The organism is Microbispora sp. H10830 (assembly GCF_014161375.1).
Taxonomy (GTDB): Bacteria; Actinomycetota; Actinomycetes; order Streptosporangiales; family Streptosporangiaceae; genus Microbispora; species Microbispora catharanthi.
On sequence record NZ_JABBWX010000012.1, the window covers coordinates 300,304 to 327,150 of the forward strand.

At 72.3% G+C, this 26,847-nt stretch carries 23 protein-coding genes; 15 read left to right on the forward strand and 8 right to left on the reverse strand.

Translation table 11 applies throughout. The features are described 5' to 3' along the window. Positions 1 to 44: 44 nt before the first annotated feature. Complete coding sequence (locus HHX35_RS29035; protein WP_182901851.1) at positions 45 to 491, reverse strand: DUF3147 family protein; 447 nt, start codon at positions 489 to 491, stop codon at positions 45 to 47. 323 nt (positions 492 to 814) lie between these two features. Here HHX35_RS29035 and HHX35_RS29045 point away from each other — a divergent pair, with 323 nt between their 5' ends. The 10 genes from HHX35_RS29045 (at position 815) to HHX35_RS29090 (ending at position 11,755) form a co-directional block, all read left to right on the forward strand. Then, the gene (locus tag HHX35_RS29045) at positions 815 to 904 is read left to right on the forward strand and encodes a potassium-transporting ATPase subunit F (protein WP_051762707.1); all 90 of its coding nucleotides are present in this window, start codon (positions 815 to 817) and stop codon (positions 902 to 904) included. Then, a complete protein-coding gene (gene kdpA, locus HHX35_RS29050; RefSeq protein WP_182901852.1) occupies positions 904 to 2,565 on the forward strand; it encodes a potassium-transporting ATPase subunit KdpA in 1,662 nt (553 codons plus the stop codon). Before HHX35_RS29045 ends, kdpA begins: the two co-directional genes overlap by 1 nt. A 2-nt stretch (positions 2,566 to 2,567) precedes the next feature. Next, positions 2,568 to 4,682: a potassium-transporting ATPase subunit KdpB gene (gene kdpB, locus HHX35_RS29055; protein WP_182901853.1), complete on the forward strand. Its 2,115-nt coding sequence runs from the start codon at positions 2,568 to 2,570 to the stop codon at positions 4,680 to 4,682. Positions 4,683 to 4,696: 14 nt separating this feature from the next. Beyond that, on the forward strand, positions 4,697 to 5,560 hold the full coding sequence (locus HHX35_RS29060; RefSeq protein WP_182901905.1) for a potassium-transporting ATPase subunit C: 864 nt from the start codon (positions 4,697 to 4,699) through the stop codon (positions 5,558 to 5,560). Between the two features lie 6 nt (positions 5,561 to 5,566). Further along, a complete protein-coding gene (locus HHX35_RS29065) occupies positions 5,567 to 8,185 on the forward strand; it encodes a sensor histidine kinase KdpD (RefSeq protein WP_182901854.1) in 2,619 nt (872 codons plus the stop codon). After that, positions 8,182 to 8,850, forward strand: a complete 669-nt coding sequence (locus HHX35_RS29070) for a response regulator (RefSeq protein WP_182901855.1) — start codon at positions 8,182 to 8,184, stop codon at positions 8,848 to 8,850. The genes HHX35_RS29065 and HHX35_RS29070 overlap by 4 nt, the downstream gene beginning before the upstream one ends. Positions 8,851 to 8,965: 115 nt before the next feature. Beyond that, positions 8,966 to 9,166, forward strand: a complete 201-nt coding sequence (locus HHX35_RS29075) for a hypothetical protein (RefSeq protein WP_182901856.1) — start codon at positions 8,966 to 8,968, stop codon at positions 9,164 to 9,166. Further along, positions 9,163 to 9,516 (forward strand): hypothetical protein, encoded by a 354-nt coding sequence (locus HHX35_RS29080; protein WP_182901857.1) that lies wholly within the window; start codon positions 9,163 to 9,165, stop codon positions 9,514 to 9,516. The genes HHX35_RS29075 and HHX35_RS29080 overlap by 4 nt, the downstream gene beginning before the upstream one ends. A gap of 113 nt (positions 9,517 to 9,629) precedes the next feature. Further along, the gene (locus tag HHX35_RS29085; RefSeq protein WP_182901858.1) at positions 9,630 to 10,838 is read left to right on the forward strand and encodes an NAD(P)/FAD-dependent oxidoreductase; all 1,209 of its coding nucleotides are present in this window, start codon (positions 9,630 to 9,632) and stop codon (positions 10,836 to 10,838) included. Then, a complete protein-coding gene (locus tag HHX35_RS29090; protein ID WP_182901859.1) occupies positions 10,838 to 11,755 on the forward strand; it encodes an RNA polymerase sigma-70 factor in 918 nt (305 codons plus the stop codon). The genes HHX35_RS29085 and HHX35_RS29090 overlap by 1 nt, the downstream gene beginning before the upstream one ends. 56 nt (positions 11,756 to 11,811) lie before the next feature. On the opposite strand, the gene HHX35_RS44810 is transcribed toward HHX35_RS29090, so the two are convergent. The 7 genes from HHX35_RS44810 to HHX35_RS29125 form a co-directional block, all read right to left on the reverse strand. Beyond that, positions 11,812 to 13,590 (reverse strand): right-handed parallel beta-helix repeat-containing protein, encoded by a 1,779-nt coding sequence (locus HHX35_RS44810; protein WP_220505994.1) that lies wholly within the window; start codon positions 13,588 to 13,590, stop codon positions 11,812 to 11,814. A 224-nt stretch (positions 13,591 to 13,814) separates the two neighbouring features. Beyond that, positions 13,815 to 14,522: a (2Fe-2S)-binding protein gene (locus tag HHX35_RS29100; RefSeq protein WP_182901861.1), complete on the reverse strand. Its 708-nt coding sequence runs from the start codon at positions 14,520 to 14,522 to the stop codon at positions 13,815 to 13,817. A gap of 15 nt (positions 14,523 to 14,537) precedes the next feature. Beyond that, positions 14,538 to 15,119: a GNAT family N-acetyltransferase gene (locus HHX35_RS29105; RefSeq protein ID WP_182901862.1), complete on the reverse strand. Its 582-nt coding sequence runs from the start codon at positions 15,117 to 15,119 to the stop codon at positions 14,538 to 14,540. Continuing rightward, positions 15,109 to 17,361: a penicillin acylase family protein gene (locus tag HHX35_RS29110; protein ID WP_182901863.1), complete on the reverse strand. Its 2,253-nt coding sequence runs from the start codon at positions 17,359 to 17,361 to the stop codon at positions 15,109 to 15,111. The genes HHX35_RS29105 and HHX35_RS29110 overlap by 11 nt, the downstream gene beginning before the upstream one ends. Positions 17,362 to 17,415: 54 nt before the next feature. Then, positions 17,416 to 18,231, reverse strand: coding sequence for an ABC transporter ATP-binding protein (locus HHX35_RS29115; RefSeq protein ID WP_182901907.1), 816 nt, complete (start codon positions 18,229 to 18,231; stop codon positions 17,416 to 17,418). 50 nt (positions 18,232 to 18,281) lie between these two features. Continuing rightward, positions 18,282 to 19,322, reverse strand: a complete 1,041-nt coding sequence (locus HHX35_RS29120) for an iron chelate uptake ABC transporter family permease subunit (RefSeq protein WP_259405479.1) — start codon at positions 19,320 to 19,322, stop codon at positions 18,282 to 18,284. A gap of 76 nt (positions 19,323 to 19,398) precedes the next feature. Then, the gene (locus HHX35_RS29125; RefSeq protein ID WP_310739367.1) at positions 19,399 to 20,475 is read right to left on the reverse strand and encodes an iron ABC transporter permease; all 1,077 of its coding nucleotides are present in this window, start codon (positions 20,473 to 20,475) and stop codon (positions 19,399 to 19,401) included. A gap of 98 nt (positions 20,476 to 20,573) precedes the next feature. On the opposite strand from HHX35_RS29125, the gene HHX35_RS29130 reads away from it, so the two are divergent. From HHX35_RS29130 to HHX35_RS29150, 5 genes are all read left to right on the forward strand, one after another. Continuing rightward, positions 20,574 to 21,599, forward strand: coding sequence for an ABC transporter substrate-binding protein (locus tag HHX35_RS29130; RefSeq protein WP_310739368.1), 1,026 nt, complete (start codon positions 20,574 to 20,576; stop codon positions 21,597 to 21,599). An 87-nt stretch (positions 21,600 to 21,686) separates the two neighbouring features. Then, complete coding sequence (locus HHX35_RS29135; RefSeq protein WP_182901864.1) at positions 21,687 to 23,189, forward strand: aspartate aminotransferase family protein; 1,503 nt, start codon at positions 21,687 to 21,689, stop codon at positions 23,187 to 23,189. Next, positions 23,176 to 24,486, forward strand: a complete 1,311-nt coding sequence (locus HHX35_RS29140; RefSeq protein WP_182901865.1) for a lysine N(6)-hydroxylase/L-ornithine N(5)-oxygenase family protein — start codon at positions 23,176 to 23,178, stop codon at positions 24,484 to 24,486. The genes HHX35_RS29135 and HHX35_RS29140 overlap by 14 nt, the downstream gene beginning before the upstream one ends. Then, a complete protein-coding gene (locus tag HHX35_RS29145; protein WP_182901866.1) occupies positions 24,483 to 25,055 on the forward strand; it encodes a GNAT family N-acetyltransferase in 573 nt (190 codons plus the stop codon). The genes HHX35_RS29140 and HHX35_RS29145 overlap by 4 nt, the downstream gene beginning before the upstream one ends. Further along, entirely contained in the window at positions 25,052 to 26,845 is a 1,794-nt protein-coding gene (locus tag HHX35_RS29150) for an IucA/IucC family siderophore biosynthesis protein (RefSeq protein ID WP_182901867.1), read from the forward strand. The genes HHX35_RS29145 and HHX35_RS29150 overlap by 4 nt, the downstream gene beginning before the upstream one ends. Positions 26,846 to 26,847 lie beyond the last annotated feature (2 nt).

Here is a 26,847-nt window from a genome sequence, read left to right on the forward strand (position 1 = left end):
CTTCCGGCCGTCGTCAGGAACCCGGCCGTCGTCACTACGGGCGCTCACGACGGGCGCGCCGGTGGCGGAGGGAGTTCCAGGGCCGCCGGCTGGGGAAGCGGAGCGGGAACCGCAGGGGTCCGGACGCCGAGCAGGCCCTGCGGCGCCAGTGTGTACCCGGCGGCCGCGACGACGCCCCAGACGGCGAGCGCGGCCAGCGCCCCCCGCCAGGCGCCCCACCTGCGCAACAGGGGAACGGCGATCAGGCAGTAGAGGGTGAAACCGACCGCGCCGATCTGCATGCCCCGGGCCGAGGCGAGGACGTCGGGAACGCCGGCGATGCCCGCGGTGACGATGAGGCTGGCCAGGGCCACAGAAGGGCCGGCGCAGAACACCCCGGCGAGTCGTTTCGGCGTCAGCATCTCGGCCAGCGCGGCGAAGGCCAGTACGAAGACGCCCCCGGCCAGCGCCTTCAGGACGACCTCCACGATCTGGTCGGTCACCTCGCCCACGCCGCGTCCCCTCCCCGAAGCCGACACGGATGTTCGGGGGGCGCCGCTCGCCGGTTGAACCGCGTTGATTTCCGGCACGGGTACGCCCGAAACCCTCGGCGTGGGCCGCGTACAGACCCCGTCAATACTCGGTTCGAACCCGTATGGAAGCCGTCAAGAGCGGCCAAATGCCACCGATCTCGGACTTTGCTTGTGCTGAGACCGCCGTAGTCCGGCGGACGCAATCACAACCGAGGAGTGGGGATGGCGGACGTCATCTTCGTCGCTCTGACGATCGCGGTGTTCACGATTTTCGGGCTCGTCGTGAGGGCGGTGGAGCGCCTGTGAGCGTGATCAACGCCGTCGGTCTCGGCGTGGCCGCGGCGCTGCTGGTCTTCATGGTCGCGGCCCTGTTGTTCCCGGAGCGCTTCTGATGGGCGCGGCAGCGGCAGGAGCCGTGCTCGTGCTGTCCGTCGTCGCGGTGCTCGCCGTCGTGTACCTGCTGCTGGGCGACTACCTGTACCGGGTCTACACCGGCACCCGCCACAGCGCGGCCGAGCGCCTCGTCTACCGTCTCGTCGGCGTGCGGCCGGACGCCGAGCAGCCCTGGGCGGTCTACGCACGCGCCCTGCTGGCCTTCTCCGCGGTCTCCGTGCTGGTCGTGTACGGCATGCAGCGTCTGCAGGACAGGCTGGTCCTCGGCCTCGGGCGGCCCCCGGTCCCCGCCCACGTCGCCTGGAACACGGCCGTCAGCTTCGTGACGAACACCAATTGGCAGTCATACCCGGGCGAGACCGTCATGGGTCACCTGGTGCAGATGACCGCCCTGGCGGTGCAGAACTTCGTGTCGGCGGCGGTCGGCATGGCCGTGGCGGTCGCGCTCGTGCGGGGCTTCGCCCGCAGGCAGGCCGACACCATCGGCAACTTCTGGGTGGACCTCGTGCGCGGCACGTTCCGGGTCCTGCTGCCGATCGCGTTCGTCGCCGCGCTGGTTCTGGTCGCCGGGGGCGTGGTGCAGAACCTCGCGTCGCCGCACGAGGTGACGACGCTGACCGGCGGCACCCAGGCGATCACCGGGGGTCCGGTGGCGAGCCAGGAGGCCGTCAAGGAGCTCGGCACCAACGGCGGCGGCTTCTACAACGCCAACTCCGCCCACCCCTTCGAGAATCCGTCGGGGTGGACGAACTGGCTGCAGATCGTCCTGCTCCTGGCGATCCCGGTCGCGCTGCCGCGCACCTTCGGCCGCATGGTCGGCCAGGTGCGGCAGGGACACGCGATCATCGCCGTCATGGCGGTGATCGCCCTGGCGAGCGTGCTGCTGACGAACGTCTTCGAGGTCTCCGGCGGCGCGACGGTTCCCCGGGCCGCCGGGGCGGCCCTGGAGGGCAAGGAGATCCGCTTCGGCGTGCCCGGCTCCGCGACGTTCGCCACCGTCACCACGCTGACCTCGACCGGCGCCGTCGACTCCGCCCACGACTCCTTCACGCCCCTGGGCGGCATGATGACGATGCTGAACATGATGCTCGGCGAGGTCGCGCCGGGCGGTGCCGGCTCCGGCCTGTACGGCATCCTCGTGCTGGCCGTGATCACCGTCTTCGTCGCCGGTCTTATGGTGGGCCGTACGCCGGAGTATCTGGGCAAGAAGATCGGCTCACGCGAGATCAAGCTGGCCTCGCTCTACTTCCTGGTCACCCCGGCCCTCGTGCTCGCCGGCACGGCCGCGGCGATGGGCAACAGGGCGGGTCTCGCGGCCATGCTGAACGGCGGCCCGCACGGGCTCTCGGAGATCCTCTACGCGTTCACCAGCGCGTCCAACAACAACGGTTCGGCGTTCGCCGGGATCTCGGCGGGCACGCCCTGGTGGTGCGTGGCGCTCGGCCTGTGCATGGCCTTCGGGCGGTTCCTGCCGATCGTCTTCATCCTCGCCCTGGCCGGATCGCTGGCCCGGCAGGCGCCCGTGCCGGCCTCCGCCGGGACGCTGCCCACCCACCGCCCCCAGTTCGTCGGAATGGTGGCCGGCGTCACGGTCGTCCTCGTCGCCCTCACGTTCCTGCCGGCCCTCGCGCTCGCGCCGCTCGCGGAAGGACTCTCCTAGCCATGTCGTCGACGGCATCACCCCGCACAGGCGGCAGGATCGGCGGCGGCCTGCTCGATCCCCGGCAACTCGTGAGGTCGCTGCCCGACGCCGTACGCAAGCTGAACCCGGCGACGCTGTGGCGCAACCCGGTCATGTTCGTCGTCGAGATCGGCGCGTTCCTCACCACGGGCCTGGCGGTCGCGACCCCTTCGGCGTTCGCCTGGGCGATCGCGGTCTGGCTGTGGCTGACCGCGCTGTTCGCCACCCTGGCCGAGGCCGTGGCCGAGGGCCGCGGCAAGGCCCAGGCCGCCACGCTGCGGGCGGCCAAGCGCGACACCATGGCCCGGCGGCTGGCGGACCCGCGCGACCCGGCCCTGTGGGAGGTCGTCGGCGCCCAGGAGCTGCGACAGGGCGACCACGTCGTCGTCGAGGCCGGGGAGGTCATCCCGGGCGACGGCGACGTGGTCGAGGGCATCGCCAGCGTGGACGAGTCGGCGATCACGGGGGAGTCCGCGCCGGTGATCCGCGAGTCGGGCGGGGACCGATCGGCGGTCACGGGCGGCACGAAGGTGCTGTCGGACCGGATCGTGGTGCGGATCACACAGAAGCCGGGGGAGAGCTTCATCGACCGGATGATCGCCCTGGTCGAGGGCGCCGACCGGCAGAAGACGCCCAACGAGATCGCCCTCAACATCCTGCTGGCCGCGCTCACGGTGATCTTCCTGATCGCCACCGTCACCATGCAGCCGCTGGCCATCTACTCCAAGGCCCAAAATCCCGGCGTACCGGACACGCCCGCGCTCGGCGCCGACGGAGTGAGCGGGGTGGTGCTGGTGTCGTTGCTGGTCTGCCTGATCCCGACCACGATCGGGGCGCTGCTGTCGGCCATCGGGATCGCGGGCATGGACCGCCTGGTGCAGCGCAACGTGCTGGCGATGAGCGGGCGGGCGGTCGAGGCCGCGGGCGACGTCACGACCCTGCTCCTCGACAAGACCGGAACGATCACCCTGGGCAACCGGCAGGCGTCGCAGTTCGTGCCGGCCGAGGGCGTCTCCGAGCTCGACCTGGCCGAGGCGGCGCAGCTGGCGAGCCTCGCCGACGAGACCCCCGAGGGACGTTCGGTCGTCGTTCACGCCAAACACGCCTACGACCTGCGCGAACGCCGGCCGGGCGAGCTGGCCCACGCGGAGTGGATCGCCTTCACCGCCCAGACCCGCATGTCCGGGGTGAACGTGGACGGGCGGCAGGTCCGCAAGGGCGCCGCGACGTCGGTCATGAAGTGGGTGCGCGACAACGGCGGCCATCCGACCGGGCACGTCGGGCACCTGGTGGACGGGATCTCCGCCTCCGGCGGCACGCCCCTCGTCGTCGGCGAGGTGAGCGCCGGCACGGCCCGGGTGCTCGGGGTGATCCACCTCAAGGACGTGGTCAAGCAGGGCATGCGGGAGCGGTTCGACGAGATGCGCCGCATGGGCATCCGCACCGTGATGATCACCGGGGACAACCCGATGACCGCCAGGGCCATCGCCAGGGAGGCCGGGGTGGACGACTTCCTGGCCGAGGCGACTCCGGAGGACAAGCTCGCGCTGATCCGCAAGGAGCAGGAGGGCGGGCGGCTGGTCGCGATGACCGGGGACGGCACCAACGACGCCCCGGCGCTGGCCCAGGCCGACGTGGGGGTGGCGATGAACACCGGCACCTCGGCGGCCAAGGAGGCCGGGAACATGGTCGATCTCGACTCCAACCCGACCAAGCTCGTCGAGATCGTCGAGATCGGCAAGCAGTTGCTGATCACGCGGGGGGCGCTGACGACGTTCTCGATCGCCAACGACATCGCGAAGTATTTCGCGATCATCCCGGCCATGTTCGCGGCCGTCTATCCGGGTCTGGACGCGCTGAACGTGATGCGGTTGCACAGCCCGCAGTCGGCCATCCTGTCCGCGGTGATCTTCAACGCCCTGGTGATCGTGGCGTTGATCCCCCTGGCCCTGCGCGGGGTGCGTTACCGGCCCTCCAGCGCGTCGAAGCTGCTCGGCCGCAACCTCTGCCTGTACGGCCTGGGCGGCGTCGTCACGCCCTTCATCGGCATCAAGCTCATCGACCTGTTCGTTCAATTCCTTCCTGGGATGTCCTGATGGCTGGGAACGTCATGGAACGCCTGCCGAACACGCTCCGCCGGCACCTCGCGGCGGTCCGGGCCGTCGCCGTGCTCACGGTGATCCTGGGCGGGCTGTATCCCCTGCTGGTGACCGGCATCGCCCAGGTCCTCCTCCCCCACCGGGCCGGCGGCTCGATCCTGCGCGAGGACGGCAGGGACGTGGGCAGCGCCCTCATCGGGCAGAGCTTCACCGACCGGAACGGCCGCCCGGTGCGCGGGTACTTCCAGAGCCGCCCCTCCGCGGGCGGCTACGACCCGCTGGCCTCGGGCGCGAGCAACCTCGGCCCGCAGGACGTCGTCGACCGGCTGCCCGACCCCCGGGGAGCCGGCCAGGCCGCGAGGAAGGGCAGGGTCTCCCTGCTCACCCAGGTGTGTGCGCGCTCCAAGGCGGTCGGCGAGCTGGAGGGCGTCAGCGGGGCCAGGCCCTACTGCACGGCGGACGGGGTGGGCGCGGTGCTCAAGGTCTTCCCCGTCGTCGGCAGGCCCACGAGGGTCGTCAGCGTCAACCAGGCGTACCCGGCCGCGCCGTTCGTCACCACCTACCAGGGCGTGAAGGTCGAGTGCGGCAGACCCGGCGAGGACTATTCGTCAGGGCATACGGTGCCGGTGCGGGGAAACGCCCACGCGGTCGTCCCGCCGGACGCCGTGACGGCGAGCGGCAGCGGACTCGACCCGCACGTCTCCGTCGCGTACGCCGAACTGCAGGCACCCCGGGTGGCCAGGGAGCGGGGACTGGACGTGCGCAGGGTGCGGGCCCTGATCAGGGAGCACACGGCCGGCCGCGCCCTCGGCTTCCTGGGGGAGCCCGGCGTGAACGTGCTGGAGCTCAATCTGGCCCTCGACAGGGAGAGGTGAGCGGCCATGCCACGCGGGCGGCTGCGGATCTACCTCGGCGCGGCACCCGGGGTCGGCAAGACCTACGCCATGCTCTGCGAGGGGCACCGCCGCAGGGAACGCGGCACGGACGTCGTGGTCGGCCTGGTGGAGACCCACGGCCGCGTACGCACCGCGCAACTGCTGGAGGGGCTGGAGATCGTTCCCCGCAGGACCCTGACGTACCGGGGGGCGGCCTTCACCGAGCTGGACGTCGACGCGGTCGTCGCCCGGCGCCCGCGGGTCGCCCTGGTCGACGAGCTGGCGCACACCAACGTGCCCGGCTCGCGCAACGCCAAGCGCTGGCAGGACATCGACGAGCTCCTCGACGCCGGGATCGACGTGATCTCCACGGTGAACATCCAGCACCTGGAGTCGGTCAACGACGTCGTCCAGCACATCACCGGCGTCCCGCAGCGCGAGACCGTGCCCGACGAGGTCGTACGGCGGGCCGACCAGGTCGAGCTGGTCGACATGACCCCGGAGGCGCTGCGGCGGCGGCTCGCGCACGGCAACGTGTACATGCCGGAGAAGGTGGACGCCGCCCTGGCCAACTACTTCCGCGTCGGCAACCTCACCGCGCTGCGCGAGCTGGCCCTGCTGTGGCTCGCCGACGAGGTGGACGAGGAGCTCGACCGCTACCGCGCCGAGCACGGCATCGCCGACACGTGGGAGGCGCGCGAGCGGGTGGTCGTCGCGCTGACCGGGGGCCCGGAGGGCGACACCCTCATCAGGCGGGCGGCCCGCATCGCCGCCCGCACCAAGGGCGCCGACCTGCTCGCCGTCCACGTCACCCGGGCGGACGGGCTCGCCGGAGGCGACCCGGCGCTGCTGGCACGCCAGCGCGCCCTCGTGGAGAGCATGGGCGGCACCTACCACCAGGTGGTGGGCGACGACGTGCCGCGGGCGCTGCTGGAGTTCGCCCGGGGCGTCAACGCCACCCAGCTCGTGCTCGGCGCCTCCCGGCGCGGCCGGGTCGCCCAGATCTTCAGCAGAGGGGTGGGCGTAGAGACGACCGCCAGGTCCGGCTCGATCGACGTCCACATGATCAATCACGAGCAGGTCAAGAAGGGGCGGGAGCGCCCGCAGCGGTCGCGGGCGGCGCTCACCCGGCGGCGCAGGCTTGCGGGGTGGGCCGTCGCGCTCACCGGCCTGCCGCTGCTCACCGCCGTCCTGCTCCCCTTCCGGGGGACGCTGGCGCTGCCGAGCTTCATCCTGCTGTTCCTGACCACGGTCGTGGGCGTGGCGCTGATCGGCGGCATGTGGCCGGCGATCACGGCGGCGGTCGCCGGGTCGCTGCTGCTCAACTTCTTCTTCACCCCTCCCCTGCACACCCTGACGATCGCCAACCCGGAGAACCTCTTCGCCCTGGTCGTCTTCGTGTTCGTCGCGGCGGCGGTCAGCATGATCGTGGACGTGGCGGCCCGCCGTACGAGGGAGGCGGCCCGCGCCGGGGCGGACGCGGAGATCCTGTCCGCGCTGGCCGGGCACGTGCTGCGCGGCGAGGCCGCCGTGCCCTCCCTGCTCGCACGTACGCGTGAGACGTTCGGCCTGGTCTCGGTCACCCTGCTGGAACGGCGGCCCGAGGCGGGGCAGGGACCGGACGACCGGTCCGACCCCGCCTCCTGGCGGATCGTCGCCACCTCGGGGGGAGAGCCGTGCACCTGCCCGGACGCCGCCGGCACCGACGTGGACATCGACGGCGACCTCGTGCTCGCCGCGCGCGGGCGGCTGCTCGACGCCTCCGAGCGGCGCGTGATCGAGGCGTTCGCCGCGCAGATGGCCGTCGCCCTGCGGCAGGAACGGCTGGAGGAGGAGGCCGGGCAGGCCAGGCCGCTCGCGGAGGCCGACAGGATGCGCACCGCGCTGCTCGCGGCGGTCAGCCACGACCTGCGCACGCCGCTGGCCGCCGCGAAGGCCGCGGTGGAGAGCCTGCGCGCCACCGACGTCGAGTGGTCCGCGGAGGACCGCGCCGAGCTGCTGGAGACCGCGGACGAGTCGCTGGCCAGGCTCGACCGTCTGGTGGCGAACCTGCTCGACATGAGCCGCCTGCAGGCGGGGGTGCTCGGCGTGGCCGCCCAGCCGGTCGCCGTCGAGGAGATCGTGCCCCGGGCGGTCGACGACCTCGGGCCGCTCGCCGCCGAGGTGAAGATCGACATACCGCCCGACCTGCCCGAGGTCGTCGCGGATCCGGCGCTGCTGGAGCGGGTGCTCGCCAACGTCGTCGCCAACGCCGTCCGATACACCCCCGCCCGGGAGAGCGTGCTCGTCACCGCCAGCAGGTACGGCGACCGGGCCGAGATCCGGATAATCGACCGTGGGCCCGGTGTGCCGCGCGACGCCTACGACCGGATCTTCCTGCCCTTCCAGCGGTTGGGGGACCGGGACAACCACAGCGGGGTCGGGCTGGGCCTGGCCCTGGCGCGCGGACTGACCGAGGCGATGGGAGGAGAGTTGACGCCCGACGAGACGCCCGGGGGAGGGCTCACCATGATCCTGGCCCTGCCCGTCGCCGTGCACACCCACGACCTGATCGAAGGCCCGGCGGAGCTCGGCGGTTCTCCGGATCTCGGTGGTTCTCTGGATATGGGCGGTGCGGCGCCGTGAGCAGGATCCTCGTCGTCGACGACGAGCCGCAGATCCTGCGCGCGCTGCGGATCAACCTGGCCGCGCGCGGATACGAGGTCGCCGTCGCGGCGGACGGCGGCTCCGCGTTGCGCGAGGCCGCGGACCGGCGTCCCGACCTGATCGTGCTGGACCTCGGGCTGCCCGACATGGACGGAGTCGAGGTCATCCACGGCGTACGCGGCTGGAGCAGCGTTCCGATCATCGTGTTGTCGGGGCGCACCGGCAACCAGGACAAGATCGACGCGCTGGACGCCGGGGCGGACGACTATGTGACCAAGCCCTTCGGGGTGGACGAGCTGCTGGCCCGCGTGCGTGCGGTGACCCGGCGCACCGGCCCCCGGGAGAGCGAGCCCGCCCGCGTACGGATCGGGGAGCACGCGATCGACCTCGCCGACAAGACCGTCTCCGGCGACGTACGGCTGACCCCGACCGAGTGGCACATCCTCGAACTCCTCGTCCGCAATCCCGGCAAGCTGATCAGCCAGCGGCAGCTGCTGAGCGAGGTGTGGGGCGCGCAGTACGTCAAGGAGACGCACTACCTGCGGCAGTACATGGCCCAGCTCCGGCGAAAGCTGGAGAAGGAGCCGGCCCACCCCGTGCACCTGATCACCGAACCGGGCATGGGCTACCGTTTCACCCCCTGACGGCCGCCCTCTGGCAGCGGGCTCATCGAGCGCCCCGGTACGCAGTCGGCGGCGCCCGAGGCCGGGCATCGCGGATGCGGAACTGTCGGTCGGGTGCGGAAGAATCGCCTTCATCATGACCACCATCACCGCGCCGGCCATCACCGCGCCGACAGACGTGCCCACACGTCCCCTGCCGGTCGAGCTCGTCGACGGCCCGGGAGGCAGGCTCTACCTGCTCCCCTTCGCGCCGCTCACCCCGGACGACTGCGAGGCCCTGTCCGCGCTGCTCGCCGCCCGGGCCGCCGCCGTACGGCGGCGAGACGAATCCCTGTGATCATCTGGCTGAACGGGACGTTCGGCGTGGGGAAGACCACCACGTCGGCGGAACTCGTGCGACTGATCCCGGGGGCGCACTTCTTCGACCCCGAGCAGGTGGGCGTCATGCTCACCCATGCCACGGGCCTGCCGAAGGTCGGGGACTTCCAGGACTGGGCGCTCTGGCGGACGCTCGTCGTGGAGACCGTCACACGACTGGCCGGCCAGGTCGGCGGCGCCCTTGTCCTGGCCCAGACCGTCCTGGTCGAGGACTACTGGCAGGAGATCCGCGCGGGCCTGGAGACGGCGGGCATCCCGCTGCACCACTTCGTGCTCCACGCCGACCGGGCCACACCCCATCCGGCCTGACCCGCCCCTCCCTCACCAAGGCGCTGTGGCGTGGATCACATCGGGCGCATGTCACGTCCGGGTGGCCCGCTTCCATCTGCTGGTCGTCAACGGTCAAGCGAGGAGGCGGAGCGATGAGCGCACAGCACGAAGCCGGCGTGGCGACCACCACCCACCGAGTGGTGATCCTGGGAGCGGGGTACGCGGGCCTGTCCGCGGCGATCCAGCTCGCGTCAAGGGTCGGCAAGCGGAGCGAGAATGTGCGGGTGACCCTGGTGAACGCGCAGGAGCGGTTCACCGAGCGGCTGCGGCTGCACATGACGGCGACCGGGCAGCGGCTCGCCGAGCTGAGCATCCCCGAGCTGCTCGAGGGCACGGGCGCGCATTTCGAGCGCGGGTGGGTGACGGCGGTGGACGCGGACGCGAAGACCGTGCGGATCGACGACGAACGCGTCCTCTCCTACGACACGCTGGTGTACGCGTTGGGGGGCATGGCCGACACGGCGGCGGTCCCGGGCGTCGAGGACCACGCGTACACCCTGAACAGCGCCCAGGACGCCGAGGTGCTGGCCGACCGGCTGTCGCGGCTCGGCAGCGGCACGGTGGCGGTCGTCGGCAGTGGGCTGACCGGCGTCGAGTCGGCCGCGGAGATCGCCGAGCGGCACCCGGAGCTGACCGTCGTGCTGCTGGGCCGCGGTGAACCCGGCGCGGCCATGAACCCGAAGGCCAGGGCGTATCTGCGGTCCGCGCTCGAGCGCCTGGGCGTGCGGGTCCGCAGCGGGGTCGAGGTGGTGAAGGTGCTGCCCGGCGCGGTCGAGCTGGCCGGCGGGGAGAGTGTGGCGGCCGACGCGGTCCTGTGGACGAGCGGAACGCGGGTGTCGCCGCTGGCGGCCGCCGCCGGGCTCACCGTCGACGAACGCGGCCGCGTCGTGACCGACGCCACGCTGCGGTCGGTGTCCCACCCCGAGGTGTACGCCGTGGGCGACGCGGCCGCCATCCGCCAGGGCTACGGCGTCATGCACGGCACCTGCCAGGGCGGCATGCCGACCGGTGTGCACGCCGCGGTCTCGATCGTCCGGGAGCTGCGGGGCAAGCGGCCCAAGCCGTTCCGCTTCGGCTACTACCACACGCCGGTCAGCCTGGGCAGGAACGATGCGGTCGTGCAGTTCACCCACCCCGACGACAGCCCCCGGCGGCTGCACCTGACCGGCCGCATTGCGGTCCGATACAAGGAGACGGTGACCGCTTCGCCCTGGCCCACATGGGGCCGCATGAAGAAGATGCCCGCCTCGGGCGCGTTCTGGCCCCGCGGGGGCCGCTTCACCCGGGTGCGGGAGGCGTGATGATTCAGCCTCCCGACCTCGACCAGCAGGTGTTCGTGCGGCATCGGAACCTGCTGTTCTCGGTGGCCTACCGCATCCTCGGCACGGCGGCCGATGCCGAGGACGCGGTCCAGGACGCCTGGATCAACTGGTCGGCGGCCGACCGCTCGCAGGTGGCCGATCCGAAGGCGTACCTGACGCGGATCGTGTCGAACGTGGCGCTGGAACGGCTGCGCTCCACTCAGCGCAAGCGTGAGGCCTATGTGGGGCCGTGGCTTCCTGAGCCCATTCTGACCAGCGCAGACACCGCCGAGGCCGTCGCGGACGCCGAGTCGGTGTCGATGGCGATGCTCGTGGTGCTGGAGACGCTGAGCCCGCTCGAGCGTGCGGTGTTCGTGCTCAAGGAGGTCTTCGGCTTCAGCCACGCCGAGATCGCGGAGGCGGTCGAGCGTTCCGAAGCCGCGGTGCGGCAGGCCGCGCACCGCGCTCGCGAGCATGTGCGCGCCCGGCGTCCGCGCTTCCGTACGGACCGGTCGCGGCAGCGTGAGGTCACCGAGCGGTTCTTCAGCGCCGCGACCGGCGGTGACGTGAACGCCCTGATGGAGCTGCTGTCCCCGGACGTCACCCTGTGGACCGACGGCGGCGGAAAGGTCCGCCAGGCCCTGCGCCCGGTCGTGGGCGCGGCGACCGTGGCCGCCTGGTTCGCGGCCCTCGGCACCGTCAGCTACCAGGGCATCGAGCCCGCCGACATGGACGCCGAGCTCGTCGAGATCAACGGCGGTCCCGGCATCGTCTTCAGCGGGACGGGGCGTGTGATCGCCACCGTCACCTTCGATTTCGACACCGACGGCCGGATCACCACCATCCACAACGTCGCCAACCCGGACAAACTCCAGGCGGTCGCCGATGGCACCACCCGCAGCCTCGGGACGCGGTGAGCACCGGTCCCCGGCGGGCGCGGCGGTGACGGCCGCCGCGCCCGTTCCTTTCGGAGCTAGAGGCGGGCGCCCACGTCGGCGCCGTCGCGGGGCCGCAGGAAGTCCGAGGGCGGGATGGAGCCGTCGGCTCGCCGGGGCCCGGTCAGCGTCGAGGGATCGGTGCTGACCAGGGCGGCGTCGTTCCAGGTGCCGCCGATGTCCCAGGAGTTGCCGCTGCCGGTGGCCGCGGAGCCGAGGACGGCGGCGGTGCCGTCGCCGACGGACAGGTTGTGTGTGAGGGTGGCCGCGGCGTCCGAGGCGTCGAAACCCGTCTTGACGTTGTGCCAGGCCGTGCTGTGGTCGATCACGAGGGCGCCGGGGTTGGCGTTGTCGATGAAGCCGCCCGCGGAGTTCCCGAAGGCGATGCTGCCCCGCACCACGTGCGCCGCGGGCGGATCGGTATCGCCGCCCCCGCCCAGTTTGAAGCCGTTGCCGTCGCCCGTGTAGTCGGGCAGGTTCCAGCGGTTGTACCCGTTGCCGTACGCGACGCTGTCCTCGATCATGATCGGGGACAGGAACTCCCAGGCGTCGAAGCCGTCGTCGGAGTTGTTCCACAGGCGGGCGCCGCGCACGACGTTCCCGGTGCCGCTGCCCTCCTTGATGCCGAGGCCGTCGGCGCTCTCGCCGTTCTTGCGCGGGTCGCGGTTGCCGTAGCTGTCCAGGTCGAGAACGAGGTTGCCGCTCGACGCGCCCTGGATCTGCACACCGGTCTCGTAGTTGTCGTGAGTGGACAGCCGCTCGAAGACGTTGTCGGCGCAACCGTCGCAGTAGAGCGCGTACGGGCCGTTGACGATTTCCAGGTTGACCAGGCGCCAGTGCGATGCCTCCATGTGGATCGCACCGCGCTGGGCCCTGGGGATGCTGCCGCCGACCGGGGCGGGCGTGTTCGGCAGCGGCTCGCCGTCGATGACCACGTGCTCGTTCCCGTACGCGGTCATCGTGATCGGCCTGTCCGCGGTGCCGCTCTTGAGGATCTGGATGTTCGTGGTCAGCGGGTAGGCGCCGCCGCGGATCGCGATGACGGTGCCCGGTTGCGCGAGGTCGACGGCCTTCTGGATCGTAGCCAAAGGCCGGTCGAACGTGCCCGGGTTGGTGTCGGCGCCGTTCACCGCCACGACGAGCGTCCCGGTCCCCGGGGTGGCACTGGGGGAGGCGGACGGGGACGGCGAGGGCGACGGGGACGGGGACGGGGAGGCCGCGTCTCCGGCTTCGACGTCGTCGAAGGACGCGGTGGCGCCGAACGTCTGCAGGCCGATGCGGCCCTTGCCCGACTGGCTCGCCCCCGAGCCGATTGCGGCGCCGTTCACGTAGCCGCGTACGGTGCCGCCGGACTCCTCGATCCTGAGCGTGTACCAGCTTCCGGGCGCCACGGCGAAGGGAACCGAGGCGAGCACGCCGACCGCGCCACTGCGCACGGCTTGCAGTTCGGCGCGGCCGTCGCCGGTCAGGACCAGGCGGTCGAACGTCGTGGACGAGGTCGAGCGAGCGGCCAGGCCGGCGAAGGCGGTGGCTCCGCTCAGCGTGATCGGCCGCACCCGGGCCTGTACGGCGTAGTCGGTCCAGCCCGTCGAGCCGGCGAAGACCCGGGCCAGGTCACTGGGCAGCTTGCTCTGGCGTAACGCGGCCGATCCGTCGGACACCACCGACCAGGTGCCGCCCGACTTAGACCAGCCGCTCGCGTCGCCGTCCTCGAAATCGTCCCCGAACGAGGTGGCGGCCCGCGCTCCCGGGGCGGTGGCGAGGGCCGTCAGCGTGGCGACCACCGCGGCGACCACCGTGGCGGTGATCCAGGGCACGCGTGTTCGCCGTCTTGCCGTTGTCGATCGCATCGTGTCTCTCCCATGCGGCGGAACTCGAGAGAGCCGGGCGTACGCCCGGCCCTCAGGCAGTCGCCATGCACGTCAGGAACCTGACCGATTGACCTTCCAGCGCGCATGGAAAAGCGTGAAACCCACGGCTGGGCCACGCACTCGGAACGCTGACACAGCGGCGGTGAGACTGTCAAGATCTAATGTGTGGCTCAGCGTACGCAGCAGGTGGAGCAGGGGTCGGCGTCCGGCAGCGTGACCCACAGGCAGCACGTGCGGCGGCGGTATCCGTCACCGTCGGGCACGAGCAGCCCGGCCACCGGCGGCCCAATTTCGTCCAGCAGCCGGGCCGCCTCGGCGTACGACCCGAGTGTGAGCAGCGGGTGGGCGAACGCCTCCGCGGTGGAGCCCCACAGGGTGCGCTCGCCCACCTTGGTCAGCGTGCTGAGCGCCCTGACGAACGGATACTGGCTCTCCAGGAGCGCCTGCCCGATGGCCGCCGCGAGGTCGGGGACGACGACGGTGCCCTCGGCCTCGGCCAGCGGGTCGCCGGGGAGCACGGCCACCGTCACCCGCGACGCCGCCACCGTCACCCCGGCCGCGGACGGCCTGACCAGCGTGTCCTCCAGGCGCATCAGCGGCACCCGGCGGCCGAGACCCCAGCCCAGGGCCATCGGCATCGTGTGCCAGTAGCCGTAGGTCTTCCACAGCAGCGCCGCCGCCACGTGACGCGGCGCGCCCCAGCGTCCGGCCGTCTCGTCCACCAGCGCGAGCAGACCCTCGTACGGCTCCCGCACGAGGGCGGCGGCGGGGATCCAGCCGGGGGAGTCGTCGGCGACCAGCCTGGGCAGGACCCCCAGCACGCCGCCCCGCTCCGCCGCGAGGCCTTCCAGATGGTCGGAAAGGGCGTCGAGCAGCACTCCGCACTCCTTGTGTCAGCGGTGGTCTCTGGTGAGGAAGAGCAGCCGGGCCCGCTTGTCCGGCAGGTCGATCTCGGGCCCGAGGGTGAAGCCGGTCCGCAGCATCCGGTCGATCACCTTGTCGTTGCGGGCGTCCGGCTCGGCCACGATCCGGGTGTGGCGCGGGTCGGCGAACACGTACGCGAGGAGCACGGACAGCAGGGCGGAGGTGAAGCCGCGCTCGCCCTCCCCCGTCGCCGGCCCGAGAAGCAGGTGGACGCCGAAGTCGCCCGGCTGGACGTCGTAGCACTCCCCGACCGGGTCGGCCTCGGGCTCGTACGTCTGGAAGAGCGCCACCGGGCGGTCGTCGCGGTGGACGAGATAGGCGTGGTGGGTGGCGAGACCGTCCAGGTAGTCGTAGATCTCCAGAACCCGCATCCGGCTCGCGTCGAGCATGCCCCAGAACCGGGCACGCTCCTCGGTGACCCAGGAGTGGATCAGGCCGGCGTCGGCCGGCGGGTCCACCGGCACGACGCGGAAGGCGCCGAATCCATCGACCACCTGCTCCCATAGGGCCTCGCGCCGGGCGGGGGCCGTGGTCCGCGCGTCAGGGATCATGCCGCTCCTCCGTCAATCGGTTCCAGTCCGTGATCACCGGCACGAGTTCGCCACGTAGCCACAGCGGGTGCTGGTCACGCCAATGACGATCGCCGGGCACGCCGCTCGCGCCGAACGGGACGATCCACAGGCTCCCGTCGCGCCGGGCGAGGTCCCACACGTAGCGCGCCGCCGGGCCCCGGGCGCAGTGATGGGTGACGCCCGGCACGCTCGACGTGGACAGCACACAGTCGTGGTCGCCCGGCAGGCCCGCCTCCGCCGGCGCCGCGCCGTCCCCAGAGCCTGAGTTGTCCACAGAACCCGGGTTGTCCACAGGGGTTGAGATCGCAGGGGACGGCAGTGCCCGCCAGGGGACGAGCCGGTGCAGGTCGCCCCACGAGACGCCGGTCGTTTCGCCGCGCGCCGCCACTTCCTCCAGCGCCGCCCGGGCCAGTTCCGTCAGGGCTGCCCGGTCGAGCCCGGGCAGCAGGCCGGTCGTCAGCAGGCTCTCCAGGGCGTACGCGACACGGGGAGCCGGCGCGAGCCACGGCCGGAAGACCTCGGGAACCCCCGCGTCCAGTCCGGCCAGGGATGCCAGGGCGGGATGGGCCGCCAGGCGACGCACCACCTCGGCCCGGACCGCCGCGTACGCCGCCGCGTCGGTGCTGCCGGCGTCCATGCGCCGGTCCCAGGCCGACAGCCGGTCCCGCAGGCGTACGGCCTCGGGGCCGAGCCCGTCCGTCCCGGCCAGCAGGCCGAGGAGAGGGCCGGCGCTGGGCAGCAGGGTGTCGGTGTGGACGGTCGCCATGTCTCCGGCCGACCAGCGCGGCGACCCGTCGAGCAGGCGCCTGATCCGGTCGGCGCGGTATGGCGGAGCGAACTCGACGCCGAGCGGCGCGGCGATCCCCCGCTCGTTGGCCATGACCGTGATGCCGCGGATCTCGCGGTGTGGCATCGGCGCGTGCCGGTCGCCCCACTCGTGGCCGGGCTCCCAGGCGGGCACGACCCGCAACGCGTTGACCGGGTGGCGGACGGGCACCGTCCCGGCGACCCGGTGCAGCAGCCCGCCGTCGGTGTCCGCGGCGAGCACGACGTTGACGGGCTCGGCCCAGCGGTCGAGCGCCCGGTCCACGTCGGCCACGGTCTTCGCCCGCAGCAGCGCCGGCAGCGCCGCGAACCCCAGGTCACGGCGCACCCGAGGCGGGTATCGCAGGCTCACCGCCTCCCACACGCGTCCGTGGCCGATCTCCCCCAGGGCGCGGGCGTCCGCCATGACGACCGGGCCGCGCGCGGTCTCGACGACCTCGACCTCGACCGGGGCCTCCCCCGCCACCTCGACGACCTCGACGTGGGCGGTGCAGGGACGCCAGCCGTCCGGTCCCAGCGCCTCGACGCGGCCGCCCGCGCACCGGAGCCGCTCGCGGTAGAGGTCCTGGTAGTCGGCCATGGCGTTGGTGATCGCCCAGGCGACCGAGCCCGCGTGCCCGAAGTGGGCGATGCCGGGAACGCCCGGCACGGCCAGTCCCACCACGTCGAACTCGGGACAGGCCAGGCGGATCTGCTGATAGAAGCCGGGGTCCTCGATGAACCGGTGGGGATCGCCCGCGATCAGGGCCGCGCCGGTGGCGGTGCGATCCGCGGGGACCAGCCAGCCGTTGCTCCCGCCGGTGCCCGGCCCGTCGGCCGCGAACAGCGCGACCGCCTCGGGGCCCAGCCGCTCGGCCACGGCCTCGCGCCACAGCTTGGCCGGGAAGTGCGCGAAGAGGATGTGGTGGGACAGCCAGATCGCCATCGGCGTCCACGGCTCCCACCGGCCCGGCGCGATCCCCGCCGCATCGAGCCCGGCCGCATCGAGCCCTGCCACGTCGTGCCGTGCCACGTCGTGCCGTGTCGCTTCGGGGCGTACCGCCTCGGGTCGTGTCGCTTCCGTCGCGGTGAACTCCGGAGCCCGGCGCGCCCCTTCGGGGAGCCCAGCGTTGACCCCGTCCACGTAAGCGCTCACCCAGCGTGCCGTGTCGTCTTCCAGGGCGTGCAGGCAGCGCTCGGCGGTGTCCGCGAGCCGGGCCTGCCGGGCGAAGCGGTCCCACGGGACGGCGTCAGGCCCGAGGATCGCCGCCGACGTGCCGGTCGCCCGGCGCCGCTCGACCTCCATCTGCCAGGCCCGGTCAAGGGCCGTGACACGCCCCTGGGCGAAGGCCAGTTCGTACGGATCGCCCGCGCGCAGGTGGGGGATGCCCCAGGCGTCCCGATACACCCTGTTCACGACGCCGTCTCCGACACCGGGATGCTCACGACGCCGTCCCCGGCGGGATTCTCATCACCGCGTAGCCGATTCGGTACGGCGGCGGGCGGCGGGAACGACCAGCGGAGTGCCGGTCTCGGGGTCGTCGATCACCCGGCAGGGCAGCCGGAAGACCTCCTCCACCAGGTCGGCGGTCATGACCTCTCCGGGCGCCCCGGCGGCCACGACCCGGCCGTCGCGCATCGCGATCAGATGGGTGGCGTAGCGGGCGGCGTGGTTCAGGTCGTGGAGCACCGCCACGAGCGTGCGTCCGCGCTCCTCGTGCAGCCGGGCGCACAGGTCGAGGACCTCGATCTGGTGGGCGATGTCCAGGTAGGTCGTCGGCTCGTCCAGGAGCAGCAGCGGCGTCTCCTGCGCCAGCGCCATCGCGATCCACACGCGCTGGCGCTGCCCCCCGGACAGCTCGTCGACCAGGCGCCCGGCCAGGTCGGCGACCCCGGTGGCCTCCATCGACTCGCGCACCACCCGCTCGTCGTCGGCCGACCACTGGCGCAGCAGCCGCTGGTGGGGATAGCGCCCGCGGCCGACCAGTTCGGCGACCGTGATGCCGTCGGGCGCGACGGACGTCTGGGGCAGCAGGCCGAGGGTCATGGCGACCTTCCTGGCGGGCAGGGAGGTGATGTCCCGCCCGTCGAGCAGCACGGTCCCGGCGGCCGGCCGGAGCGTGCGCGCCAGCGCCCGCAGCAGCGTGGACTTGCCACAGGCGTTGGGCCCGATGATCACGGTGAAGGACCGGTCGGGGATGACGACGTCGAGGCCCTCGGCGACGACCCTCCTGTCGTAGGAGAGGGTCAGCGCGTTGCCGCTCAGGCGCGGCCCGTCGTCGTGCATGCCCGCCACTCCGTTCCCGTGCCCGCTGGTTCCGTGCTCGATCGTCTGGGTCAAATCCGTCCCGCCTTCCGCTGGGCGGCGAGCAGCCAGACGAGGTAGCCGCCGCCGAGCACCCCCGTCACCACCCCGACGGGCAGCTGGTGGCCCGCGAACAGCCGCTGCGCGGCCAGGTCGGCGCCCGTCAGCAGCGCCGCGCCCGTGCACGTCGCGGCGAGCAGGTTCGGCCCGGGCGCCCCGGTCATCCGCCTGGCCAGGTGCGGGGCGGTGAGCGCGACGAACGACACGGGCCCGGCGGCCGCCGCCGCGAGGGAGGTGAGCAGCACGGCCGCCGTCAGCAGGACCAGCCGCAGGCCCTGGACCCGTACGCCGAGGCCGCGCGCCAGGTCGTCGCCCATCTCACTGATCGCCAGCGGGCGCGCGCAGCCGAGCAGCACCACCGGCGCCAGCACCGCCATCGCGACGAGCAGCGGGAGGACGTCCTCCCAGCCGCGCCCGTCCAGGCTGCCGGTGAGCCACAGCATGGCCCGCGCCGCCTCCATCAGCCGTCCCCGGGTCAGCAGGTAGCCGTTGACGCCGGTAAGGATCGCGGTGGCGCCGATGCCCACCAGCACGAGGCGGTGGCCCTGCAGGCCGCCGCGCCAGGCCAGCGCGTAGATGACCGCTCCGGTGACGACCCCGCCGAGCACCGCGCCGCCCGCGAGCGCCGCACTGCCGCCTCCCGTGACGACCACGAGGAGCGCCCCGGCCGCCGAGCCCTGGGTGAACCCGAGCAGGTCGGGGCTGCCCAGCGGGTTGCGTACGAGCGACTGGAAGACCGCGCCGGCCAGCGCGAGGGCGGCGCCCACGAGCAGCGCGGTGACCACGCGGGGCAGCCGGAGCTCGTGCACGATGAAGTCCTCAGCCGGGCTGCCGCCGCCCAGGACGGTGCGGACGACGTCGGAGGGGCTCATCGGGTAGTCGCCGCCGCCGACCGCGAGCACGCCGAAGACGAGTGCGAGCAGCAGGCAGCCGGCTCCGACGGCGACGGCCCTGAACCGCAGGGGCATACCGCCGGCGATCCTTCGGACGGGCATGGGCCTGACAGCACTCATGCCACCTCCTCGCCTGGCGGCTCGGAGTCGCATGAGCGAATCACGCTGTGCCTAGTGATTCGCTCGCTTCGCTCGCTCATACGCGGACCTTCCTTCGCAGGAAGTACAGGAACAGCGGGCCGCCGAGCACCGCTGTGACGATGCCCGCCTGCAGCTCGCCCGGCCTGGCCACCAGCCGCCCGAGCACGTCGGCGCCGAGCAGCAGCACGGGCGCGAGCAGCGCGCAGCAGGGGAGCATCCAGCGCTGGTCGGGGCCGGTCAGCGCCCGGACGAGGTGCGGCACCATGAGCCCGACGAAGACGATGGGCCCGCATGCCGCCGTCGCGGCCCCGCACAGCAGCGTCACCGCCACGATGGCGCCCGCGCGGACCCGGGCGGGATGCGCGCCGAGCGAGCGCGCCGAGTCGTCGCCGAGCGCGAGCGCGTTGAGCGGCCTGGCCAGGGCCAGAGCCAGCAGCAGGCCCGCCGCGACGAACGGCGCCATCATGGCCGCGGTCTCGCCCTGCGCGCTCGCCAGCGAGCCGACCGTCCAGAAGCGCATGGTCTCCAGCGAGGCCGCGTCGAGCAGCATCGTCCCGTTCACGTACGAGTAGAGCGCGGCGTTGACGGCGGCTCCCGCGAGCGCCAGCCGCGCCGGGGTGGCCGCGCGCCCGCCGCCCACCGCGTACACCAGCACGGACACGGCCGCCGCGCCGGCCAGGGCGAACCAGACGTAGCCCTGGAACGTCGCCACCCCGAAAAGCCCGGCGGCCGTGGCCACCGCCGCCGAGGCGCCCGCGTTGATCCCCAGCAGGCCGGGGTCGGCCAGCGGGTTGCGGGTCAGCGCCTGCATGACGCCGCCGGCGACCCCCAGCGCGACCCCGGCGAGCAGCCCGAGGAGGGTGCGCGGCAGCCGCATCTGGTGGACGACCGTGTAGGCGGCCGAGTCGGCGTCGACGAGCCCGTGCCAGACCTCGGCCGGGGAGAGCTGCCGGGCGCCGAGCCCGAGGCTGAGCACGAGGAGGGCGGCCAGGGCGATCGCCGAGCCCAGCAGCGCCGCGGCGCGCCGGCCGTTTTCCGCGCGTTTTCGCGGCGGCCCCGCAGGCCCGCTGATCTGCGAGGACTCCATGACGACCACGACCGGCTCCGGTGGGGGGCGGGGGGCGATTTCCACCGCCCCTCTGGACAAGAACTTAGGTAAGGGTAACCTAACTAGCGATCAACCCCAAGGCCGGTGCCGGCAGAACCTGCCCCGTGAGAGAAAGACGAACCGTGCGAAACCTGAACTCCCCCATGTCCCGTCGCGGCCTTTTCGCGGCGGGCGGAGCCGCCGTACTCACCCTGGCGCTGGCCGCCTGCGGGTCGAGCGATCCGGCGCCCTCCACCGCAGGTCAGAGCGCGAAATCGTGGTCCTTCACCGACGACAGGAAGGAGACGGTCACGGCCGGGGCCGTCCCCTCGCGGGTCGTGGCGTTCACCGGGACGGCGGCGGTGCTCGCCGACTACGGCCTCCAGCAAAAAGTCGTCGGCGTCTTCGGCGAGACGAAGCGCGCCGACGGCTCGCCCGAGCCGCAGGCCGGCGACCTGGACGTGAACAAGGTCACGATCCTCGGCAACGTCTGGGGCGAGTTCAACATCGAGAAGTACGCCGCGCTGCGTCCCGAGCTTCTCGTGACGCACATGTACGACCCCGGGGCCCTGTGGTACGTCCCGGACGAGAGCAAGGACACGATCGTCAAGCTCGCTCCCACCGTTGCCGTCAGCGCGGCCCGCGTTCCGATGACCGAGCCGATCGAGCGTTACGCCGCCCTCGCCGAGTCGCTGGGCGCGGACCTCAAGGCCCCGAAGGTCGCCGAGGCCAAGGCCAGGTTCGAGGCCGCCGCCGAGAGCGTGCGCAAGGCGGTCGCCGAGAACCCCGGCATCAGGGTGCTGGCCGCCTCGGGCAGCCCCGACGTGCTGTACGTGTCCAATCCGGAGGTCAACACCGACCTCATGTACTTCGCCCAGCTCGGGGTCGACGTCGTCAAGCCGGAAAAGCCCGGCGACGGCGGCTACTACGAGAACCTGAGCTGGGAGAACGCCGACAAGTACGACGCCGATCTGATCCTGCTTGACGACCGCGGCACCGCGCTGCAGCCCAAGGACCTGACGTCCAAGCCGTCCTGGGCCAAGCTGCCCGCCGTCAAGGCCGACCAGGTCGTGGGCTGGGACCCCGTGCCGCGCTTCTCGTACGCCGGAGCCGCGCCGATCCTGGAGGGCCTTGCCTCGGCGATCAGGAACGCCAAGAAGCTCGGCTGACCACGCTTCGGATAAATCAACCGGGGACACGTGTCGACTCCCAAAAGTTAGGTTCGCCTAACCTAACTTCCAACGGTAAGGATGGCAATGACCTCTCCCCATGCCGGGGCCGCGCGGCCGTACCTGTTCAACGACCGCACAGTGGAGGGATACCGGCGGGCGATGGCCGCGGCGACCGAGCGGGTGGCGGACCGGATCCGGCGCGCCGACCGGCCGTTCAGCGGCGTGTCCCCGGAACGGCTCGCGCCGGAGATCGCCGCGATCGACCTCGAACGGCCGCTGCACGACCACGCCGCCGCCCTCGACGAGCTCGAACGGGTCTACCTGCGGGACGCCGTCTACTTCCACCACCCCCGCTACCTGGCGCACCTCAACTGCCCGGTGGTGATCCCCGCGCTGCTGGGAGAGGCGGTGTTGTCGGCGGTGAACTCCTCCCTCGACACGTGGGACCAGAGCGCGGGCGGCACGCTCATCGAGCGCCGCCTGGTCGAATGGACGGCCGGCCGGATCGGCTTCGGCCCCGCCGCCGACGGCGTCTTCACCAGCGGCGGCACGCAGTCGAACCTGCACGCCCTGCTGCTCGCCCGCGAGGAGGTTCGTACGAACGCCGGTGCCGTTCCCTCGCGGCTACGCGTGATCACGTCCGAGGCCGGGCACTTCAGCGTGCGCAAGGCGGCGAACCTGCTCGGCCTCGGGCCGGACGCCGTCGTCACCGTGGAGACCGACGACGAACGGCGGATGCGGCCGGCCGCGCTCGCCCGCGAACTCGATCGCTGCCGCCGCGCCGGACTGGTGGTCATGGCCGTGGTGGCCACCGCGGGCACCACCGACTTCGGCTCGATCGACCCCCTGCCGGAGATCGCCGCCCTGTGCAGATCGGCCGGGGTGTGGCTGCACGTGGACGCGGCGTACGGCTGCGGGCTGCTGGTCTCCCGCAGACGGCGGCACCTGCTCGCCGGGATCGAGCGGGCCGACTCGGTCACCGTCGACTTCCACAAGTCCTTCTTCCAGCCGGTCAGCTCGAGCGCCCTGCTGGTGCGCGACGGCGCGGTGCTGCGGCACGCGGCCCACCACGCCGACTACCTCAACCCCCGTCGGATGGCCGAGCGGGGGATCCCGAACCAGGTGGACAAGAGCCTGCAGACCACCCGCCGCTTCGACGCGCTCAAGCTCTGGCTGACGCTGCGCGTGATGGGCCCGGACGCGGTCGGGGAGCTGTTCGACGAGGTCGTGGACCGCGCGGCCGCGTCGCACGCCCTGGTCGCGGCGGACCCGCGCTTCGAGGTCGTCACGCGGTCGCCGCTGAGCACCCTTGTCTTCCGCTACCTGCCGCAAAAAGGCCCGGGCCGCAAGCTCGCCGACGACGCGAACCTGTACGCCCGCGAGGCGCTGGCCGCCTCCGGCGAGGCCGTCGTCGCGGGGACCACGGTCGACGGCCGCCACTACCTGAAGTTCACCCTGCTCAACCCGGAGACCACGCTGGACGACGTCGCGCACGTCCTCGACCTCCTCGCCGGACACGCCCAGCGGTATGTGGACGACCTCGCCCCGGTCGCCGACCACTCGGAGGTGACGCATGTCCACTCATGACTTCGTCGCGATCGGGCTGGGGCCGTTCAACCTGGGCCTGGCCTGCCTCGCCGAGCCCATCGCCGAGCTCGACGGCGTGTTCCTGGAGGCGAGGCCCGGTTTCGCCTGGCACCCGGGGATGATGCTCGACTCCGTGACGCTGCAGACGCCGTTCATCGCCGACCTCGTCACGCTGGCCGATCCGACCTCGCCCTACTCCTTCCTCAACTACCTGAAGGAGACCGGCAGGCTGTATCCCTTCTACATCCGCGAGAGCTTCTACCAGCTGCGCGCCGAATACGACGCGTACTGCCGGTGGGCCGCCGCGCGGCTGCGGAGCGTCCGCTTCGGCCACCGGGTGACCTCGGTGACGTACGACGAGGCCGACGGCCACTACGTCGTACGCGCGGTCACCGGCGGCGGAGAGGAGACCGAGCACCGTGAGACCGAGCACAGAGCCCCGCACCTCGTGCTCGGCACCGGGACCCCGCCGTACGTGCCGGAGGCCTGCCGGGGCCTCGGCGGCGACCTCGTCCACAACGCCGGCTATCTCGACGCCAAGGCCGAGCTGCAGGCGAAGGAGAGCATCACGATCGTCGGCAGCGGGCAGAGCGCCGCCGAGATCTACCGCGACCTGCTGGCCGACGTCGGCACACGCGGCTACCGGCTGAACTGGGTGACCAGGTCCCCGCGGTTCTTCCCGCTGGAATACACCAAGCTGACCCTGGAGATGACCTCCCCCGAGTATGCGGACTACTTCCACGCGCTTCCCGAGGACACCCGCTACCGCCTCGAAGCCGAGCAGAAGGGCCTCTACAAGGGCATCGACGCGGCGCTGATCAACGACATCTTCGACCTGCTGTACGCCAAGACCGTCGGCGGCCCGATCCCCACCCGGCTGCTGACCTGCACCGAGCTGCGCGAGGCGGCCTACGACGCCGGCGCGGGCGAGTACACGCTCGGCCTGCGCCACGTGGAGCAGGAGCGCGACTTCACGCTCGTCACCCAGGGGCTCGTGCTGGCCACCGGCTACCGCTACGAGCCTCCCGCCTTCCTCGACCCCGTACGCGACCGGATCCGGTGGGACCGGCACGGCCGGTTCGACGTGGCCAGGAACTACAGCGTCGACGTCACCGGCCGGGGGATCTTCGTGCAGAACGGCGCCACCCACGCCCACAGCGTCACCTCCCCCGACCTCGGTATGGGTCCCTACCGCAACTCGTGGATCATCGGCCAGATCCTGGGCCGGGAGCACTACCCCGTCGAGAAGGCCATCGCCTTCCAGGAGTTCGGGGCGCCCGAGGGCGTGGTCGCGTGAGAGACCTCCTCTTCCGCCGTACGGACGCCCGGGTCGGCGAGCTCGCCGTACGCCGGCTCGACCCGCGGGCCGACGCCCCGGCCGTGCACGCCTGGGTCACCCACCCCAAGGCCGTGTTCTGGATGATGCGGGACGCCGACGTCACCCGTGTGGAGAGGGAGTACCGCGAGATCGTCGGACACCCGCACCGCGACGCGTTCCTCGGGCTGGTGAACGGCCGCCCGGCCTTCCTGGCCGAGCGCTACGACCCGGCCCGGGTCGAGCTGGCGGGCCTCTACGACGCCGAGGAGGGCGACGTCGGCATGCACTTCCTGTGCGCGCCCGCCGAGACCCCGGTCCACGGCTTCACCCTGGCCGTGATCACCACGGTCATGGAGCTGCTGTTCGCCGATCCCGCGACCCGGCGGGTGGTGGTCGAGCCCGACGTGCGCAACACGGCGGTGCACGCGCTCAACGCGGCCGTCGGTTTCGAGGTCGTGGGCACCGTCGCCAAGCCGGAGAAGGACGCCCTGCTGAGCGTCTGCACCCGCGAGCGGTTCCTCGCGGCGACCCGGGAGGCGACGGCGTGAACCCCATCCAGGCGGTCTCCCATCTCACCCCCGCCACCTGGGAGAAGGCCAACCGGCGGCTGGTGCGCAAGGCGCTCGCCGAGTTCGCCCACGAGCGGCTGCTCACCCCGCGCCCGCTCGGCGACGGCCGGTGGGCCGTGCGCGGCGATCACGTGGAGTATCGCTTCACCGCCACGGTGATGTCCCTCGACCACTGGCGCATCGGCGAGGTCACCCGCCACCGGCTCTCCGGCGAGACCCTGCCGCTCGACGCGCTGGAGTTCGTCACCGAGATGCGCGGCCCGCTCGGGCTGAGCGACGAGGTCCTCCCGGTCTACCTGGAGGAGATCACCTCCACGCTGGCGAGCCTCGCGTACAAGCTGAGCCGGCGGCCGGTCGGCGCGGCCGAGCTGGCGAAGGCCGGCTTCCAGGAGATCGAGGCCGCCATGACCGAGGGCCACCCGTGCTTCGTGGCCAACAGCGGCCGGATCGGCTACGGAATCGACGACCACCACATGTACGCCCCCGAGGCCGCCGCGCCCGTACGGCTGATCTGGCTGGCCGCCCACCGCGACCACACCACGTTCACCTGCTCGCGCGACATCGACTACGAACGGCTGATGCGCGGCGAACTGGGCGAGGAGGTCCTGACCCGCTTCGCGGGCACGCTGGCCGGCCTGGGGCTCGACCCGGCCGACTACCTGCTCGTGCCGGTGCACCCCTGGCAGTGGTGGAACCGGATCTCGGTGACGTTCGCGGCGGAGGTCGCCGAGCGGCGGCTGGTCTGCCTGGGCCCCGGTGACGACGAGCATCTCGCCCAGCAGTCGGTCCGCACGTTCTTCAACGCGAGCGAGCCGTCGAGGCACTACGTCAAGACGGCCCTGTCGGTGCTGAACATGGGCTTCATGCGGGGCCTGTCGGCGGCCTACATGGAGGGCACCCCGGCGATCAACGACTGGCTCGCCGACCTGATCGGGGACGACGAGGTCCTCCGCGCGACCCGCCTGACGATCATCCGCGAGCGGGCGGCCGTCGGCTACCGCAACCGTCTGTACGAGGCGGTCACCGACCGCCACTCGCCCTACCGGAAGATGCTGGCGGCGCTGTGGCGGGAGAGCCCGGTCGCGGGCCTGGAGCCGGGCCGGCGGCCGGCCACGATGGCCTCCCTGCTGCACACCGACGATGAGGGGCGGTCGTTCGCGGCGGCGCTGATCGCGCAGTCGGGCCTCGCCCCCGAGGTGTGGCTGCGGCGCTACCTCGACGCGTACCTCGTCCCGTTGCTGCACGCCTTCTACGCGTACGACCTGGCGTTCATGCCGCACGGCGAGAACGTCATCCTGGTCCTCGACGGCGGCACGGTGGAACGGGTGATCTTCAAGGACATCGCCGAGGAGATCGTGGTGATGGATCCGGGCGCGGACCTGCCGCCCGAGGTCCGGCGGATCCGCGCGGAGGTGCCCGAGGAACACCGGTTGCTGTCGATCTTCACCGACGTCTTCGACTGCTTCCTGCGCTTCCTCAACGCGGTGCTCGCCACGGACGGCGTGCTGGACGAGGACGCCTTCTGGCGGACCGTCGCCGAGTGCGCGGCGGCCTACCAGCGGTCGGTCCCGCACCTCGCGGGCCGGTTCCGGCGCTACGACCTGTTCGCCGGGACGTTCGCGCTGTCGTGCCTCAACCGCCTGCAACTGCGCGACAACCGGCAGATGGTGGACCTGACCGATCCGTCGGCCGCGCTGCAGATGGCCGGCGAGCTGGACAACCCCATCGCCCGCTTCGCCCCGGTCGCTCCTGTGCGGGCGGAGAGCTGAGC